General features: G+C 65.2%; 14 protein-coding genes and 1 pseudogene. 11 read left to right on the top strand and 4 right to left on the bottom strand.

Features of this window, described 5'->3' with window-relative positions:
- The first annotated feature begins 309 nt into the window (after positions 1 to 309).
- The 5 genes from P0M04_RS16440 to P0M04_RS16420 all read left to right on the top strand — a co-directional run bounded on the left by P0M04_RS16440 (position 310) and on the right by P0M04_RS16420 (position 7,193).
- Entirely contained in the window at positions 310 to 2,487 is a 2,178-nt protein-coding gene (locus P0M04_RS16440) for a cyanophycin synthetase (RefSeq protein WP_259451501.1), read from the top strand.
- A gap of 58 nt (positions 2,488 to 2,545) precedes the next feature.
- The gene (cphA, locus tag P0M04_RS16435) at positions 2,546 to 5,116 is read left to right on the top strand and encodes a cyanophycin synthetase (RefSeq protein WP_259451502.1); all 2,571 of its coding nucleotides are present in this window, start codon (positions 2,546 to 2,548) and stop codon (positions 5,114 to 5,116) included.
- Positions 5,117 to 5,282: 166 nt separating this feature from the next.
- Positions 5,283 to 5,651 (top strand): hypothetical protein, encoded by a 369-nt coding sequence (locus tag P0M04_RS16430; RefSeq protein WP_056136654.1) that lies wholly within the window; start codon positions 5,283 to 5,285, stop codon positions 5,649 to 5,651.
- Between the two features lie 71 nt (positions 5,652 to 5,722).
- Positions 5,723 to 5,929 carry a hypothetical protein gene (locus P0M04_RS16425; protein WP_259451503.1) on the top strand — a complete coding sequence of 69 codons (207 nt, stop codon included), beginning with the start codon at positions 5,723 to 5,725 and terminating at the stop codon, positions 5,927 to 5,929.
- Positions 5,930 to 6,158: 229 nt separating this feature from the next.
- On the top strand, positions 6,159 to 7,193 hold the full coding sequence (locus tag P0M04_RS16420) for an acyltransferase family protein (protein ID WP_259451504.1): 1,035 nt from the start codon (positions 6,159 to 6,161) through the stop codon (positions 7,191 to 7,193).
- A gap of 582 nt (positions 7,194 to 7,775) precedes the next feature.
- Here P0M04_RS16420 and P0M04_RS16415 read toward each other — a convergent pair.
- Positions 7,776 to 8,854 (bottom strand): annotated as a pseudogene (locus P0M04_RS16415) (acetyltransferase domain-containing protein).
- 435 nt (positions 8,855 to 9,289) lie between these two features.
- Between P0M04_RS16415 and P0M04_RS16410 the strand changes: the two are divergent.
- Entirely contained in the window at positions 9,290 to 9,991 is a 702-nt protein-coding gene (locus tag P0M04_RS16410) for a HupE/UreJ family protein (RefSeq protein WP_259451506.1), read from the top strand.
- A 10-nt stretch (positions 9,992 to 10,001) separates the two neighbouring features.
- The gene (locus P0M04_RS16405; RefSeq protein WP_259451507.1) at positions 10,002 to 10,586 is read left to right on the top strand and encodes a transmembrane anchor protein; all 585 of its coding nucleotides are present in this window, start codon (positions 10,002 to 10,004) and stop codon (positions 10,584 to 10,586) included.
- A 64-nt stretch (positions 10,587 to 10,650) separates the two neighbouring features.
- On the opposite strand, the gene P0M04_RS16400 is transcribed toward P0M04_RS16405, so the two are convergent.
- From P0M04_RS16400 to P0M04_RS16390, 3 genes are read right to left on the bottom strand one after another with little or no spacing between them, the layout of a single operon-like run.
- Positions 10,651 to 11,025 carry a hypothetical protein gene (locus tag P0M04_RS16400; RefSeq protein WP_259451508.1) on the bottom strand — a complete coding sequence of 125 codons (375 nt, stop codon included), beginning with the start codon at positions 11,023 to 11,025 and terminating at the stop codon, positions 10,651 to 10,653.
- A 27-nt stretch (positions 11,026 to 11,052) separates the two neighbouring features.
- Complete coding sequence (locus P0M04_RS16395) at positions 11,053 to 11,796, bottom strand: DUF4198 domain-containing protein (protein ID WP_259451509.1); 744 nt, start codon at positions 11,794 to 11,796, stop codon at positions 11,053 to 11,055.
- Between the two features lie 31 nt (positions 11,797 to 11,827).
- On the bottom strand, positions 11,828 to 13,978 hold the full coding sequence (locus P0M04_RS16390; RefSeq protein ID WP_259451510.1) for a TonB-dependent siderophore receptor: 2,151 nt from the start codon (positions 13,976 to 13,978) through the stop codon (positions 11,828 to 11,830).
- Between the two features lie 927 nt (positions 13,979 to 14,905).
- Between P0M04_RS16390 and P0M04_RS16385 the strand changes: the two genes are divergently transcribed.
- From P0M04_RS16385 to P0M04_RS16370, 4 genes are read left to right on the top strand one after another with little or no spacing between them, the layout of a single operon-like run.
- Complete coding sequence (locus P0M04_RS16385) at positions 14,906 to 15,163, top strand: hypothetical protein (RefSeq protein WP_259451511.1); 258 nt, start codon at positions 14,906 to 14,908, stop codon at positions 15,161 to 15,163.
- Positions 15,160 to 16,539, top strand: a complete 1,380-nt coding sequence (locus tag P0M04_RS16380; protein WP_259451512.1) for a TolC family protein — start codon at positions 15,160 to 15,162, stop codon at positions 16,537 to 16,539. The genes P0M04_RS16385 and P0M04_RS16380 overlap by 4 nt, the downstream gene beginning before the upstream one ends.
- Positions 16,536 to 17,927: a copper oxidase gene (locus P0M04_RS16375; RefSeq protein WP_259451513.1), complete on the top strand. Its 1,392-nt coding sequence runs from the start codon at positions 16,536 to 16,538 to the stop codon at positions 17,925 to 17,927. The genes P0M04_RS16380 and P0M04_RS16375 overlap by 4 nt, the downstream gene beginning before the upstream one ends.
- 46 nt (positions 17,928 to 17,973) lie before the next feature.
- Positions 17,974 to 18,324, top strand: coding sequence for a copper-binding protein (locus tag P0M04_RS16370; protein WP_259451514.1), 351 nt, complete (start codon positions 17,974 to 17,976; stop codon positions 18,322 to 18,324).
- Positions 18,325 to 18,335: the final 11 nt, after the last annotated feature.

Here is an 18,335-nt window from a genome sequence, read left to right as displayed (position 1 = left end):
TTCTATTTAGGAGTGGAGCAGCCGAAGGCTGGCAGATCTGTACGATGGAACGTTGTGAGCGGTGTTGCCGTTGACACGCGCACCTTCCGAAACGCGGTGCGCCGGAGTGTACGGTATTCTATCGGAGGGGCCAGACTGGCAGAAATCAGTTCGGCACGGTAAGCTTCGTTCCGGCAAGTATACAACATGTGCATTATGGAAAGAGAGGAAGGCGGGGCCGCGATCCGGCAGCGTCTTTGAACCATCGATGTGCAAACTTAGGCAACGCCATGCGATGAGAGAGCGGTCGTCGCGTGGCAGGATATTTTCATGACAAATAAGAAAGACATTGCAATTCTTCGTGTAAACCACCTGCGTGGACCGAACATCTGGACGTACCGCCCTGTCATCGAAGCGTGGCTCGACATCGGCGAACTCGAAGAATGTCCTTCGAATAAACTTCCCGGCCTGTATGAACGCCTGACCGCCTGGCTGCCGGGCCTGATCGAACACCGCTGCGGCGTCGGCGAACGGGGCGGCTTCCTGGAACGCCTGCACGACGGCACCTGGTCCGGCCACATCCTCGAACACGTTGTCCTCGAATTGCAGAACCTGGCCGGCATGAAGACTGGCTTCGGCAAGACCCGCTCCACCGCCGACCACGGCATTTATAAAATGGCATTCCGCACGCGCGACGAAACCGTCGGCCGTGCCGCCCTGCAAGCCGGCCACGCCCTGCTGATGGCGGCCATCAACGACACCCCGTTCGACCTGCAAGGGAAAGTCGCGGAACTGACCGAACTGGTCGACCGCTACTGCCTGGGCCCCTCGACCGGCCACATCGTCGACGCCGCCACCGACCGCCGCATCCCCTCGATCCGCCTGACCGAAGGCAATCTCGTGCAACTGGGCCACGGCAGCGCGCAGCGCCGCATCTGGACGGCCGAGACGGACCGCACGAGCGCGATCGGCGAATCCATCGCCAGCGACAAGGATCTCACCAAGACTCTGCTCGCCTCCTGCGGCGTGCCGGTGCCGGAAGGCTCGGTCGTCCGCAGCGCGCAAGCGGCGTGGGAAGAAGCACAGGACATCGGCCTGCCCGTCGCCGTGAAACCCGTCGACGGCAACCATGGTCGCGGCGTGTCGCTGAACCTGATGTCGGAAGCGGACGTGCATGCCGCCTACGCCATCGCGTCCGAGGAAGGCGATTCCACCGCCGTCCTCGTCGAGCGCTTCATTCCCGGCAACGAACACCGCCTGCTCGTCGTCGGCTCGAAAGTCGTCGCGGCCGCGAAAGGCGAATCGCTGTGGGTCGTCGGCGACGGACAATCCACCGTCACGCAGCTGTGCGACAGCCAGATCAACATCGATCCGCGCCGCGGCAATTCCGAAGAGTTTCCGCTCAGCCTCGTGGAGCCGGCAACGAGCGATGAAGTCATGCTGGACCTCAAGCGCCAGGGCCTCACGCCCGATTCGATTCCGCAGGCCGGCCAGAAAGTGCTGATCCAGCTGAACGGCAACGTGGCCGACGACGTCACGGACGACATCCACCCGGACGTGGCGCATGTCGCCGCGCTGGCCGCGCGCGTCGTGGGCCTGGACATCGCCGGCATCGACCTCGTGTGCGAAGACATCTCGCGTCCCCTGGAAGAACAGCGCGGCGCCATCATCGAAGTCAATTCCAGCCCGGGCCTGCTCGCGCACATCAAGCCCGCCAAGGGCGAGCCGCGCAACGTCGGCAAGGCCATCGTCGAGCACCTGTTCGCGGAAGGCGAGACGGGCCGCATCCCGCTCGTGGGCGTCACCGGCACGCTTGACGCGGCACTGGCCGCGCGCCTCGTCGGCACCGTGCTGAACCTGGCCGGCAAGCACGTGGGCGTGGCCAACCGCGAGGGCCTGTTCCTCGACGGCCGCCAGGTCACGGCGCAGGACGGTACCCGCTTCGACGCCGGCCAGCGCCTGCTGATCAACCGCACCGTGCAGGCCGCCGTGTTCGAATCGAACGCGCGCACGATCCTGACCGAGGGCCTGCCGTACGACCGCTGCCTCGTCGGCGTCGTGACGGACATGGGCAACGCGGCCGACGTGGCCGACCTGTACGTGCGCGACGACGATGCGCTGTACAACGTCGTGCGCAGCCAGGTCGACGTCGTGCTGTCCGATGGCGCGGCCGTGCTGAACGCGGCCGATGAACGCGTCGTGGCCCTCGCCGAACTGTGCGACGGCGCCGTGCTGTTCTACGCACAGGACGAAGCCAACGCCACCCTCGCCGCGCACCGCGCCGCCGGCGGCCGGGTCGCGTTCGTGCGCAACGGCCACATCGTCCTGGCGCAGGGCGGCGAGGAAATGCCGCTGCTGGGCATCGACAAAGTCAAGCCCGCGACCGCCGCCCAGCCCAACGCGCTGCTCGCGGCCGCATTGGCCGGGTGGGCGCTGGACGTGCCGACGGATCTGATCTGCGCCGGCCTGCGCACCTTCGACCCGGCCGGCAAGAAGAAAAAGGCCTGATAACGATACGTGCCCGGCGCGACCGGGCCGATGCCGCAAGACCCTAAAGGAAAGACTTATGGAAGTATCACGCGTACGGGCCCTGCGCGGTCCCAACCTCTGGAGCCACCACACGTCGATCGAGGCGATCGTCTCCTGCACGCCGGAGGAGGAATCGATCGACGCCCTGCCCGGCTTCGAGACGCGCCTGCGCGCCCTGTTCCCGGAAATCTGGCCGCTGCAGCCGACCGGCCATGACGACACGATCCCGCTGGCCCAGGTACTGGAAGTCGCCGCGCTGGCCCTGCAGGCGCAGGCCGGCTGCCCCGTCACGTTCAGCCGCACGACCGCCACCCTGGAGCGCGGCATTTATCAGGTCGTCGTCGAGTACAGCGAAGAGGATGTCGGCCGCCTCGCGATGGAACTGGCGGAACATCTGTGCACCGCCGCCCGCAACGACCAGCCGTTCGACCTCGAAGCGGCACTGAAGCAGCTGCGCGACCTGGACGAAGACGTGCGCCTCGGCCCGTCGACGGGTTCCATCGTGCATGCCGCCGTCGCGCGCGGTATCCCGTTCCGCCGCCTGACCGAGGGCAGCCTCGTGCAGTTCGGCTGGGGCAGCCGCCAGCGCCGCATCCAGGCCGCCGAGATCGACGCCACGGGCGCCATCGCGGAATCCATCGCGCAGGACAAGGAACTCACCAAGACACTGCTGAACGCGGCCGGCGTGCCGGTGCCGCTGGGCCGCAGCGTGAGCGACCCGGACGACGCGTGGGCCGCCGCGCAGGACATCGGCCTGCCGGTCGTGATCAAGCCGAAGGACGGCAACCAGGGCAAGGGCGTGACCGTGAACGTCACCACGCGCGAACAGCTGGACGCCGGCTTTGCCGCCGCGTCCGAATTCCGCGACGACATCATGGTCGAAAAATACCTGCCGGGCCATGACTACCGCCTGCTCGTCGTCGGCAACCGCCTCGTCGCCGCCGCGCGCCGCGACCCGCCGCACGTCGTCGGTGACGGCACGCACACCGTGCGCCAGCTCGTCGACATCGTCAACAAGGACCCGCGCCGCGGCGACGGCCACGCGACGTCGCTGACCAAGATCCGCTTCGACGACATCGCCCTCGCCTCGCTGGCGAAACAAGGCTACGACGCGGAATCGATCCCGCCGAAGGGCAAGCGCGTCACCTTGCGCAACAACGCGAACCTGTCGACGGGCGGCTCCGCCACCGACGTCACGGACGACGTGCATCCGGAAGTGGCGGCGCGCGCCATCGCAGCCGCGCACATGGTCGGCCTGGACATCTGCGGCGTCGACCTCGTGTGCGACAGCGTGCTGAAACCCATCGAAGACCAGGGCGGCGGCATCGTCGAAGTGAACGCCGCGCCGGGCCTGCGCATGCACATCTCGCCGTCGTTCGGCAAGGGCCGCGCCGTCGGCGAAGCCATCATGGACACGCTGTACGGTCCGGGCGACGACGGCCGCATCCCGGTCGTCGCCGTGACGGGCACGAACGGCAAGACGACGACCGTGCGCCTGATCGCGCACCTGCTCGCGAGCTCGGGCCTGCGTACCGGCATGACGAACACGGACGGCGTGTATATTCAAGGCCGCCGCATCGACAGCGGCGACTGCAGCGGCCCGCGCAGCGCGCGCAACGTGCTGCTGCACCCGGACGTCGACGCGGCCGTGTTCGAGACCGCGCGCGGCGGCATCCTGCGCGAGGGTCTCGCGTACGACCGCTGCCAGGTCGGCGTCGTCACCAACATCGGTTCGGGCGACCACCTGGGCCTGAACTACATCACGACCCTGGAAGACCTCGCGGTACTGAAGCGCGTGATCGTCCAGAACGTCGCGCCGAACGGCATGGCGGTGCTGAACGCGGCCGACCCGATCGTGGCCGGCATGGCCGAGAACACGAAGGGCGACATCACCTACTTCGCTCTGGATGCCTCGCTGCCCGTCATGCAGAAGCACCGCGCGCAGGGCCGCCGCATCGTCTATGTCGACAAGGGCCACCTCGTCGCGGCGCAGGGCAAGAACGAAGAGCGCGTGCCGCTGGCCGAGGTGCCGATCACCCGCGGCGGCGTGATCGGCTTCCAGGTCGAGAACGTGATGGCGTCCGTGGCCGCGGCCTGGGCCGTCGGCATCTCGTGGGATGCGATCCGCGTAGGCCTGAAGACGTTCGTCGGCGAAAGCGACAACGCGCCGGGCCGCTTCAACGTGTTCGACTACCGCGGCGCGACGGTCATCGCCGACTACGGCCACAACCCGGACGCGATCCAGGCCCTGGTGAACGCCGTCGAATCGATGCCGGCCAAGCGCCGCTCGGTGGTGATCTCCGGCGCGGGCGACCGCCGCGACGAGGACATCCGCGACCAGACCCGTATCCTCGGCAAGGCGTTCGACGACGTGCTGCTGTACGAAGACCAGTGCCAGCGCGGCCGCCTTGAGGGTGAAGTCGTCGGCCTGCTGCGCGAGGGTCTCGCCGGCGCGCCGCGGACGACGCACATCGACGAGATCAAGGGCGAGTTCGTCGCCATCGACAAGGCGCTCGAACGCCTGCAGCCGGGCGACCTGTCGCTGATCCTGATCGACCAGGTGGACGAGGCGCTGGCGCACATCGCCAAGCGGGTGAAGGCAGGCTGATGCTTTATTTGCGTTGCTGACCGACGGGCGCCGCGTGCGCCCGTTTTGCTTTTTGTTGGTGCTGCTCAGAAACGTCAGGCGCCGCGCACGCTACGTTAGACAACGAACGTGGCCCGGAGCGTCACCTGACATACCATGAATGCGTATTCGAGCGAGCGGTGCAACCATGACGATCGACAAGCAGCCCCATCCCGTTGCAGACAACGACCCGGCCCCGGAAATGCCATTCCGGCGGCTCCTGTACCGCTTCCTGTTCTTCGACTGGCTGTTCCGCGACGTCAGCGCCGCGCGCGACCGCATCGAACGCCACGCTGCCCACCAGCACAACCGCAAGATGAGCCGCTACCTGCCCGTCTACCTGCGGCGCTGGTCCTTCCTCACCGCGTTCGATTTCGCGCTCGGCATCCTGTTCGAAAAGGTGCTGCAGGCCGGGATCGTGTCGGCCTGGTTCTTCACCTGGTCGTGCGTCACGTTCACCGGCATGGTCGTCATCACGGTCGCCTGGCTCATCCTCAATCACGCGCGGCTATCCTGAACTTGATGCTTGGTAAGTTGCCGTATTGCAATTTACGCGAAACTGATGTCCTCAACTACAAGGAGGACGTCATGACTTACCGATGGATCGACGACCAGGGCTTGCTGAAGAAAATGCTCGGCGAACGGCGGATCGACCGCTGGACCGCCGAGAACGTGCAGGATGCCTTGCGCGCGCGGGGCGTGCATGCGGCGGCGCGGGCGATGGAGTACCGGCGCGTGCGGCTGGAGACGGCGCTCAGGGTGCTGGCGGTACCGGGACGGCGCAGACCCACCTGACCAAAGTACCGACGAGATCCCCAGGGTAGAGCCGTACTGTGACAACAGCCCGTCCGGGACGCCTGTCGTACAGTGCGGCTCCCCGGAGAATCGTATAAAAATATAACCACATGTGACCAATCGACAACGATTCTTGAAAAAATCCGTCCAAAAATTTCTTTTACTTCACATTTATTGATCTGACGTCAAGACCTGTACATACTGATTGCTCTACTAAATGGAGCGGTTTATGCGCACGGTTGTCCGGCAAAATAATTTCAATCTCATCAGGCTAATCCTGGCCTTGCTGGTTCTTCTCAGCCACGCTTTCGAGCTCATCGATGGCGACCGGAGACGCGAATTATTGACGCAGATGTTTGGCTCTATGTCGTTCGGTGAATTGGCCGTGGATGGCTTTTTTCTGCTCAGCGGCTATCTCATCATGCAAAGCTGGTCAGCGCAGCCACAAGCTTGGCCATTCCTCAGGAAGCGCCTGTTACGTATCTACCCCGGCTTTCTTGTCGCAACGTTGGTTTGCGCATTTATAGTCGGACCACTCGCCGCCGAACCGGCGACTTACTTCGACGCGCTGGATATCCAGGCACTCGTCGTCCACATGCTGTTTCTCCAAAAGCCCGCTGTACCTGACGTGTTCGCTGGCCTGCATCACGAAGGCATCAATAACTCGATGTGGTCAATTTCGGCCGAGTTTCTCTGCTATCTGAGTGTCCTAGTCCTCGGTGTTTCGGGATCGCTGCGGAACCGCCGGAAATGGTTTGCCCTGACAATGCTGATCCTGACCGTCGGCGTGGCGGCCAGGATGGTAAACCTGACGATACCGGGCATGCGCCTGGCGATGCTCTTCCTTTGTGGCGGCACGTACTACCTCTACCGCGACAAGATTCGTATGGATGGCAGGGTCGCTCTCGGCGCTGTCGTCATCGTCCTGCTGTGCATGTTCTCGTGGCGACTTTCGGAGCTGGCAGTCACCACGGTCGGTGGTTACGCATTGCTTTATGTGGCTAGCAAACGGTCCGCCTTGCTCAGTCAGTTCAACCGACTCCCTGACGTGTCGTACGGTGCATATCTGTACGGGTGGCCGATTCAAAAGTTACTGATCTGGTACGTGCCGACCATCTCACCTTGGAGCCTGTTCGTTTTGTCTACGCTGTGCGCACTGCTGGCCGGCGCGGTCAGCTGGTGCGTAATCGAGGAGCCTGCTCTGCGTTTCAAGGGACCGCATATTCGCGTGCCCGAAGCAACCGCCGAGCCGCTTACGCAGTGAGCCGGCCAGCGGGGCTGCACCTACGCCGCTCCGCTTCATCACGTCATACCGTTCTGTCCTATCGGTTAACGATCGCGGTAAAATGGCGGTCCTGGCAAGTTCCTTGCCCCGCTGTCCCCGATCTTGACCACATGAACGTTCCACGCGAAATCAACGCCGACGCGGCCAAACACCTCGCGACCGAAAAGCACACCCCGATGATGCATGGGTGTGTTCTGCTATGGGCAAGAGCTGTAGGCAGAGAAAACTACGGCAAAACCTACGCCGGTTGAGTTGGGCAAATCGGAGGTGGCACGCAAGTACTCATCCGCGCCACACAACGTCCTACCCTGTTAATGGATTCTCTGGCGCGCTGGCGATGTGCAGCTGCATGGCCGAGGTGACTGTCGGGTCCTGGCGTGGCGCGATCTGCGCGTCGTAGAACCGCAACGACATCTGTTCTGATGGTCAGGCAGCAGCACATCGCGATCCTGGATAAGACACATCAGGGCAGTGATGCGGGCGCTCGAGGCGCCTCCCACGCGGGTTCCCGCATCGGATATCTGGGGCGGCTCCGCCGGCAGCGCGCGACGTACGAGCGGCTCAGAAGTATCGGACCCATGCCTGCTTCGAGGTTCGCTTGTAGCGCGCGAAGGCGCGGCACGGGAAATACAACATCGGCATCAGCCCCAGCGCCACCAGCCAGACCAGCCAGACGTGGTCGACGCCGTAGCGCGCGCCGTGGTTGGCACCAAACGTCGCCACCAGCAGGCGCTGCAACCCGAGCAGCACGTACAGGTGCAGCAGGTAATAGAACATCGGCGCGCCGCCGAAGGTGGCGCAGGCTCGCGTCAACCAGTTGTCGCGCGGCTCCAGCGCCGCCAGCGCCAGCGCGCCAATGCCCAGCGTCAGCAGCAGGTAGTCGAGCGACGGCGGGTATTTGGTGAGGGCCAGGAATGACATCACGGTGCGGATGGCGCTGTCCTGTACGGTCCATGGCAATTCTTCGCCGTAGATGTTAAAGCCGCGCAGCAGTGCCAGCAGCAGCAAGGCGCCGACGCCGGCGGCAATCAGGATGCGGCGACGGCGTTCCGGGGCCATGGTAGCGGCGTACACGGGTCCCGCCGCGTAACCGGCCAGGATCACGCCGATCCAGGGCAGCAGCGGATACGCGACCTTCACCTTGACCGCGCCATCGGCGACCAGGTAGCCGCGGTGCAGCAGGAGCGTCCACGCGTCGTAGGCCACGGTGCCCGGGGCGAACGACATCCAGGTGAGCGCGTTGTGGCCGAAGATGATGGCGAGGCCGATCGCGCCCAGCAGCGCGGTCGGCAGCTTGTGCACCAGGCCCAGGACGATCATGGCCAGCCCGATCACCCAGATCACCTGCAGATACAGGGTCTGGGCGGAAACACGCCGTACCAGGCGAAGTTGACGACCACCAGTTCCAGGAACACCAACAGCAGGCCGCGCTTGACCAGGAAGCCGGTCGCCGAGCGCGGGCCCGAGGCGGGATGCGCGTACAGCCAGGCCCCCAGCCCCGTGAGGAACACGAACAGCGGCGCGCAAAAATGCGTCGCGATGCGCGTGAAGAACAGCGCCGGGTCGGTATGGACCGCGTCCAACGGATCACTCAAGGGGACGTGCACATAAATCGCTTCGCGCACGTGATCGAACAGCATGATCAGCATGATGAGTCCGCGCAGGACGTCGATGACGGCGATGCGCGAACGCGCCGGCTGCACCGCGGCGTGTGCGGCGACCGGCGCCTTCGGGCCAGCCCAGGCGGCGGCATTGTACAAATTAGTCTGGTCCATCTGTCTGCCTTCGTGTCGGATTGATCGTGGACTGCTGCCGCACTCTGCTTGGCGCGACAAATTCATTGTAAGGAGACGGGTCCGAATATTGTGCTTAGTTCCCGCTGCACGACAGCGCGAAGCACCGAAAATGGACGCGAGACAGCATTTCGTACGGCATTCGCGCCGTCCCGGGCTGGCGGCATTCCATATCGAATGACGGCCCAAAAACCATTTATTCTGTTTTCGGAACGGCCTGAAACAGGCCGATTCCACCTGACGCCTATGTTGTAATGAGTGATCATCACTACGGAGAACATCGTGCCCAGGACCTCATCGACCCTTCGCATCGGCCGCCTGCTCCTGCCGCTCCTGCTCGTCCTTGCCGCCGGCGCGGCCTGCGCCCACGGTGTCGCCGAGGAGGACAAGGCGTATTTCGAGCAGGCCAGCGGGACCCACATCCTGCCCTTCATCTACCTGGGCGCCAAGCACATGGTAACCGGCTACGACCACCTGCTGTTCCTGTTCGGCGTGATCTTCTTCCTGTATCGCCTGAAGGACGTCGGCGCCTACGTGACCCTGTTCGCGCTCGGGCACAGCATCACCCTGTTGAGCGGGGTGCTGAGCGAAACCCGGATCAATCCCTACATCATCGACGCCATCATCGGCTTTTCGGTGGTCTACAAGGCGCTCGACAACATGGGGGCGCTGCGGCGCGTCCTCGGATTCCAGCCCAACACCAAGGCCGCGGTGCTGGTGTTCGGCCTGTTCCACGGTTTCGGCCTCGCCACCAAGCTGCAGGAGCTGGCGCTGTCGAAGGATGGGCTGGTGCCGAACATCCTGTCGTTCAATGTCGGCGTCGAGATCGGCCAGATGCTGGCGCTGTCCGCGATCCTGATCGCGATGGGCTACTGGCGCCGCAGCGCCACCTTCGGCCGCCAGGCCTTCAATGCGAACGTCGTGCTGATGATCGCCGGCTTCGTCCTCATGGGTTACCAACTTACCGGCTTTGCCGTCACTTGACGAGGAAAACATGACTACCTACGACACCAATCTGCTCCCCACCCTGCCCCAGCTGGGCAAGGCCACCGCGGTCGCGCTTGCGGTGGCCGGCGCGATCCTGGTCGGCGCCGTGCTGCCTGCCGAATACGGCATCGACCCGAGTGGCCTCGGCAAGGCCCTCGGACTGACGCAACTGAGCGGCGGCGCCCGCCCGGCCGCGGAGGTGACGCCGGCCGCCGGCACCGCCGGCGCCGCAACCGTCACCAAGACCACGCGCGCATTCCGCAGCGACGCGATGAACATCACCCTGCAGCCGGGCGAAGGCGCCGAGGTCAAGGCCGCGATCGCCAAGGGCGAGCAGTTCGTGTTCAGCTGGTCGTCGGAAGGCGGACCGGTCAAGTCCGACATGCACGGCGAACCGTTCAACGCGGGCCCGCGCGAATTCAGCACCTACTGGAAGGTGGCCCAGCAGGAATCGGGACGCGGCACCTTCACGGCGCCGTTCGACGGCATCCATGGCTGGTACTGGCGCAACAAGGGCACGGGGCCGGTGACGATCCACGTTCAGGTCAGCGGGTTTCACGACAAGCTGTTCCGCCCCACTCCCGAAGCCTGACGCGCAGCGGAATGTAAAAAAGGAAGGCCGCGGCCTTCCTTTTTTGCGTTGCTCGAATCGCCGCTTACTTGACGACGAAGGTCGCGGGCACCTTGGACTTGTCGGCCAGGACCAGCACCGCAATCACCTTGGCACCCTTGGGCGCGCGCGCGCCGACCGCTTCGAGCTTGTTGCCGCCGGCCGGCTTGAGGACAAAGTCGGTCTTGGCGCCGCCGTTCTCGACGCTCACATGGCCGGTGAGGCCCGCGCTCGGCATCGGGTCCCCGTCGTCCTCGACATACAGTTCGATCTTGCCGCCGGCGGGCACCAGTTCGAGCCAGGTGTCGCCCACCGCCTGCACGATGCCGCCGTGATTCGGCGTGGGCGTGCCGTGGCCGTGGGCGGTCGACAGCACCAGTGCGGTGGACATCGCCAGCAACAGAGATACGGATTTCTTCATGATCTAGTCTCCAAAAATGAACGGTGGTTATTCCGGTGCGTGCGGCAGCACGAAGGACAGCGAAGCCAGGTGTTCCGAGTGATCGTATTTCTTCGGCTCCTCGGAAGGCGAGTTGAAGATCGCCACGATCACGTTCAGGCCCTGGTTGCGCACCGGGATCGTGACCGTGCCGTCGGCGCCGGTCAGTACCGGCTTGCCGTCCGGGTCATTGAGCCAGTCGTGCATGACCTTGGCGCCGGCGATCGGCTTGCCCTTGTAGTACACGCGCAGCTTGATCGGCTGGCCCATCAGCGCCGGCAGTTTCGCGTCCACCGGGACGATCTGCAAGGTCTGTTCCGGCAGCAGCGGCAGCGGCCTGGCGAGCTGGCCGATGATGTGCACGGCGTACTTGGTGTTCTTTTCGCTGACGGTGGCGGTGGGCTGTTCGTCGCGGCCCTGCTTGTGCCACTTGCCGTCCGGCGTGCGGCTCCAGGTGCCGTTGTCGAGAATCGCGGACACGATGGCCGGCTGGTTTTCCAGGTCGGCCAGCACCAGGCGGCCGTCGACGTGCAGCGACGTCGGCACCGCTTTGCCGTCGGCATCGTACCCCTTCATGCTGGTCACCTGCGAAAAGCGCTTTACGATATCGAGGTCGTCGGCGCCGACGCCGTACAGCAACGCCAGTTGGGTGGCGCGCTGGGCGAACCAAATGCCGTGCGACTGGGCCACGCCGCTCGCGGCCAGGCTGGCGACCAGCGCGGCCGCCGTGAGTGCTTTGTTCAGACGTTTCATGATCTTGCCTCTCTTTGACGTAAAAACGGATTCAGAAGGAATGGCGCACATTCAGCGATACGGTGCGCGTGGCGCCCGGCATCACCCAGACCTGGCTGTACGAGCTGGCGTAATAGCTCTTGTTGAACAGGTTGTCGATGTTCAGGGAGATCCGCGTCTTTTTGGACGGGGCATACGACGAAATCAGGCGGAACACGGTGTAGGCCGGCAGCGTGAAGTCGCTGGAAGTCGCGACATCGCCCAGCCGGTCGCCGACGTAGTTCACGGCACCGCCGAGCGACGCCATCCCCGAGCCGAAGGCGAAGTTCTGCGTCAGCACAATCGAGGCGCTGTTCTTCGGGACGTTCGGGAAGCGGCTGCCGGTGAGGATCGTGCTGTCGCCCTTGGTGACGCGGGCATCCGTGTACGCATACGAGACGGACAGCTTCAGGTTGCGGGCCAGCTCGCCCGCGATGTCGAGTTCCACGCCCTTGCTGGCGACTTCGCCCGCCGGCAGCGAGAAGTCGGTGTTGATCGGATTGGTGGTCAGCACGTTCTGCTTGGTGATGCGGTACAGCGCCAGCGTGCCGCTCAGGCGGTCGTTGTCGTACTTGGCGCCGACCTCGTACGACTTGCTCTTCTCGGGCGCGAAGGCCTGGTTCTCGATGCTCACGCCGTCGTTCGGGCGGAAGGCGCGTCCGGCGGTGGCGTACAGCGAGAGCTGCTTGCTCGGCTGGTAGACCAGGCCCGCGCGCGGGCTGGTGGCTTCCGGACTTTGCGTGCTGGTCACGTTCACCCGGTAATTGGTGACCGACTGGTCGGCGCTGTCGCGGCGCACGCCCAGCAGCATCTTCCACTGTTCGCTCAGGTCGATCTGGTCCTGCGCGTACACGCCGTGGGCACGCTGCTCGGACTTGGTATTGATCGACAGCGTCATCGGATCGGCCACGCCGCCGTACACCGGGTTGTAGATATCGATCGCGTACGGATTGGTGGCGTTCGGATTGCGGCGGTACTGGATACGGCGGTCGTCGAACTTGAAGGCGTCCACGCCGACCAGCAGGTTGTGGCGGAACGGCCCGGTCGTGACCTTGCCGAGGATCTCCAGGCGGCCGGAGCGGTCGAGCGCCTTGTTGTCGTTCAGGCGGTGCTGGCGGCGCAGCGTGCGGCCATCCGCGAGCAGGTTGTTGGCCTGACTCGACACGCCGTACAGCGAGCTGCTGCGATAGGCCACGCCGGTCTGCAGCGACCAGTCGTCGTTGAACGGATGCTGGATGAAGACCTGCTGGCCGGTCGAGCGGATGGTCACCGGGCCGTCGGCCGGCTCGCCCAGGAAGCGCGACACCGGAATCAGGCCGAGCACCCCATTGACGGCGACGACGCCACGGTCGAAGGGCGCACGCTGCTCGACGGCCTCGACTTCGTACGACACGGTGGTGGCTTCGCCGACGAGCCAGATGAACGACGGCGATATGAATTTGCGATCGTGCGTGAGCCGGTCGCGGAAGCTGTCGCCCTTTTCCCAGGCCGCGTTCAGGCGGTAAGCGAGCGTTTCGCTGATCGGACCGGTAAAGTCGACCGCACCGCGCCGCGTCCTGTGACTGGCGAGCGTGCCCTCGATCGTGTACTCGGGCTGGAAGCGCGGTTTCTTGGTGGTGATGTTGACGGTGCCGCCCGGCTCGCCGCGGCCGTAGAGCGCGGCCGCCGGCCCCTTCAGGATTTCCACCGACTGCGTGTTCACGCCGTCGCGCAGGCCATTGTAGCCGCGGCTGGAGCTGAAGCCGTTGATCATATAGTCGGAACCGAAGTTCGGATCGCCGGTGAAGCCGCGCATGGCATAGCTGTCCCACAGGCCGCCAAAGTTACTGGCGCGCGAGATACCGCTGGACAGATCGAGCGCGCCGGCCAGGTCGGTCACGCCGACGTCCTTCAGCAGGTCGGCGGTAATCACACGCACGCTCTGCGGCAGGTCCTGCAGCGGGGTGTCGGTCTTGGTCGCGCCGGTGGCCGACAGGCTGCGGTAGTTCTGGCGCTTGGCGGTGATGACCACCTTCTTGGCAGATTCCGCTTCCGCGGCCGGCGCTGCGTCCACGGGCGCCGCCTCGGCGGCGACGGCAGGTGCTTCAGGTTCGGCGGCCAATGCCGCGATCGGATACGTGGCGGCCAGGAACAGGGCCAGTGTGTGATGCCGGGACGGATACATGCGAACTCCTGGTATTGAGGTGTGATGTTGAACTTTGCGAAGTCTCTTCTATCTTGTGATTCCCGGCCGATCCCGTCGGCCGTCTATGCCACAGCCTTCACCTGCTTCTTCCCGGGTCCGTCGGCGGCTTCGATACAGATGATTACAACACGCCAAAACCGCCGGTTTATCGTGTAATCGTGCCGTCACAAAACAGAAACGGTTGTTTTCTGCGCGCTAATCAGCACAGCTTGCTGCCCGCCGGTTCGCTGCACACCGGCAGTGCGGCGCGTACATCGGCGCCCCTCGATGGCGCACGCGCTTGCACCGGAATGCGCCACGAGCCGGATCCGCCGCAGCAATCCATGCTGTCGGCTACCGCGAAAACCGTCGTTTCTCTTTTAATCACCCAGGTCAACGCGATAATGTAGGGGGGACAGTATGGTCTAATGACATGCCGTGCCCTGATGCCCGTTCCCTATTTGCGCTACCATCGAAACATGACGCGTCTGTTCCTCCGGTTGTTTATGTGGCTCTCGTTCACGGTGCTGTCCCTCCAGGGCGGCGCTGCGATGGCCATCGGACAAGCTGAAGTGCCCGCGCACGCAACGATGGCCATGGCGGGCCATGCACATCATCAGATGGCTTCGCAAGACCGCGCAGACCACTGCGGTGGCTCCCGCGCCAGGGCGGCGGCAGCGTCCCACGCAAAGTGCCCTGCCTGCGCAAGCTGCTGCGTCGGCAGCGCGGCGCCTCCGGCCCGGCTGCCGGACTTCCATGTGCCGTCGACGCCTTCCTCGCCGAACGCCGGCGTGGAAGCCGCCATGACGTCCTTCGTTCCCGCCACCCTCGAGCGGCCACCGCGGGGTTGGTTCGTTTGATGTTCCAGGCGCGCTGACCAGGCGCATCGGGCCGCACCTCGGCCCTCAATCAACACGAACCAACAACATGAAACTTTCATACCTGCTGCTGTTTGCGGCCGGCATGCCGTTGCTCGCTTGCGCGCAAGCGGACCAGGCGATGCCCGCCGCGGCCGACCCGGACGCACCTGTCGCGCCCCTGCAGTACCGCTCCGTCTTCGAGGACCACGTCGCGGCGAAGGAACCGGCAAGGTCGCCCGACAAAGCCTGGGTGGCCGCCAATCGCGCAGTCGCGGGCGCGGACGGCGAGGCCGACAAGCACGAACACGGAGGCGCGCGCCAATGAATTCACTGACAAAATCCGGCCTCGGTCGACTGGCGGTGGCGGCAAGCGCCGCGCTCCTCGCAGGCTGCGCCAGCTTTTCGCGGGACGGCGGCATCGACGACGTTGCGCGCATGACGCAGGAGCGCATCGCGCAGCCGGCGCCACTGAAGCGGGACCAGGACACCCAAGCCGTCCAGTCCGAAATCAGGACCCTGCTGTCCAAACCTGTCGGCGCCGATGCGGCGGTGCGCATCGCCCTGCTCAACAACCAGGGCCTGCAAGCGACACTGGCCGACCTGGCGATCTCCGAGGCGGACTTCGTGCAGGCAGGCCGCCTGCCCAACCCGGGCTTCGGCTTCGGCCGGGTGCGCGGCGGCGGCGAAACCGAAATCGACCGCAGCCTGACATTCAACCTGGCCGCGCTCCTGACGCTGCCGGCGCGCAGCCGCATCGAGGGCCGGCGCTTCGAGCAGGCCAAGCTCCAGGCAGCCATGCAGTCGGTGAAGCTGGCGGCGGACACGCGCAAGGCCTGGTACGGCGCCGTCGCCGCCGCGCAGGCCGCGACCTTCGCGGACCAGGTGCGCGGCTCGGCCGAGGCGGCCGCCGAACTCGCCGCGCGCATGCGGGCTGCCGGCAACTGGAGCGCACTGGACGCGGCGCGCGAGCGTGCCTTCTACCAGGACGCCCTGACCCAGCAGGCGCAGGCGCGCCTGCAGGCCACCACGGCGCGCGAGGAACTGGTCCGGCTGCTGGGCCTGTGGGGACCATCCATTGACTTCACCCTGCCGGACCGGCTCCCCGACCTCCCGGCCCAACCACGGCTGGCGGCGAATGCCGAGGCGGATGCGCTGTCGCAGCGGCTCGACGTCCTCATCGCGCGCCAGGATGCGCAGGCCACGGCGCAGGCGCTCGGCCTGACGCAGACGACGCGCTTCATCAACGTCTTCGATGCCGGCTATGTCAACAAGAGCACGACCGGTGCGCCGCGCGAGAACGGGTATGAAGTCTCCCTCGAGCTGCCGCTGTTCGACTGGGGCGGCGCACGCGTGGCGCGGGCGCAGGCCTCGTACATGGCGGCGGTCCACCGTACCGGCGATGTCGCCGTGAAGGCGCGCTCCGAGGTGCGCCAGGCATACGCCAGCTACCGCACCGCCTACGACATCGCCCGCCATTATCGCGACGACATCGTCCCGCTGCGCAGGCAGATCGCAGACGAAGTCCTGCTGCGCTACAACGGCATGCTCGCCAGTACCTTCGAGCTGCTCGCCGAGTCGCGCGAACAACTCACGGCCGTCAACGCCGCGATCGCCGCGCAACGCGATTTCTGGATCGCCGACACCAACCTCCAGTTCGCCATGAATGCGGGCGGCACTACCGATTCGAGGACAGCACAATGATTTCACGTCGAGATTTCTTCAAAGGCGCGGGCGCCGTTGCCGTGAGCACGGCGGCCGTGAGCCGCGTGGGCGCGGCATCGCTGCCTGAAGCAGTGGTCATGGACAATGCGAAAACCCATGTGCCGCCGCTCCCCTCCACCGGGCTGCCATTCAATCCCGTCGTGACGCTGAACGGCTGGTCCCTTCCCTGGCGGATGAACAATGGCGTCAAGGAGTTCCATCTGGTGGCCGAGCCCGTCGTGCGCGAGTTCGCGCCGGGGATGAAGGTCAACCTGTGGGGTTACAACGGCCAATCGCCCGGCCCGACGATCGAAGTGGTCGAAGGCGACCGGGTACGCATCTTCGTGACGAACAGACTGCCCGAGCACACCAGTGTGCACTGGCATGGCCAACGCCTGCCCAACGGCATGGATGGCGTGACCGGCCTGACCCAGCCTGGTATCGCGCCGGGGAAAACGTTCGTCTACGAATTCGTGGCGCGGCGTCCCGGCACCTTCATGTACCACCCGCACGCCGACGAGATGACGCAGATGGCGATGGGCATGATGGGCTTCTGGGTGACCCACCCGAAGGACCGGGCGAAGTTTGCCGTCGACCGCGACTTCGTATTCCTGTTGAGCAGCTATGACATCGACCCGGGCAGTTATACGCCGAAGGTCAACACCATGCTGGACCAGAACCTCTGGACGTTCAACAGCCGGGTCTTCCCGGGCATCGACTCGCTGCCGGTGCGCCAGGGCGACCGGGTGCGCATCCGCGTCGGCAACCTGACCATGACGAACCACCCGATCCACCTGCACGGCCACGAGTTCGAAGTCACCGGCACCGACGGCGGCTGGACGCATCCGGCCAGCCGCTGGCCCGAGGTGACGACCGACGTCGGGGTGGGCCAGATGCGGGCGATCGAATTCGTCGCCAACGAACCCGGCGACTGGGCCCTGCACTGCCACAAGTCCCACCACACGATGAACGCGATGGGCCACAACGTGCCGACCCTGATCGGCGTCGACCACCGCGGCATCGCCGAGAAGATCGGCAGGATCGTCCCGGACTACATGGTCATGGGCGACAAGGGCGGCTCGATGGGCGGCATGGAGATGCCGATCCCGGAAAACACCCTGCCGATGATGACCGGCGACGGTCCGTTCGGCGGCGTCGAGATGGGCGGCATGTTCACCGTGCTGAAGGTGCGCCACGACCAGAAGCGCGGCGACTACACCGATCCGGGCTGGTACAAGCACCCGGCAGGTACGCTCGCCTACGAGTGGACGGGCCGATTGGCCGAACCCGCACGCAGCGCCGACGCGGGCCGCAGCCTGATGCCGGCGACGAGCAGGCCCGACGTGAAGCTGCAGGTGCGCAAGCCGAGCGGGCACGGCGAACACTGACGGCGTACGTCCACACTTTCACTCACAATCTACCCTGGAGCTTTCCATGACCCGTTCATTTTCCCTGTTTGGCACCCTGTTCGTCGCCGCCGGCCTGACTCTGGCGAGCGCCGGGGCATCGGCGCAGATGCACGACCACGACCAGCACGCCGCCGCTGCCCCCGACAATCCGGACGTCCTCGCCGAGGGCGGCGTCCAGAAGGTCGACAAGGACACCGGCAAGCTGACGATCAAGCACGGCCCGCTGAACAACCTCGGCATGCCCGCCATGACGATGGCGTTCAAGGTACGGGACCCCGCCATGCTCGACCAGGTCAAGGCCGGCGAGCAGGTCCGGTTCCGGGCGGAGCGCGCCAATGGCAGCCTCGTCATCACCCAGCTCGAAGTGTCCAAATAATCCAGTCCATC

It is taken from the genome of Telluria mixta (assembly GCF_029223865.1).
GTDB lineage: Bacteria > Pseudomonadota > Gammaproteobacteria > Burkholderiales > Burkholderiaceae_D > Telluria > Telluria mixta.
This window is presented reverse-complemented; position numbering and strand designations above follow the sequence as displayed.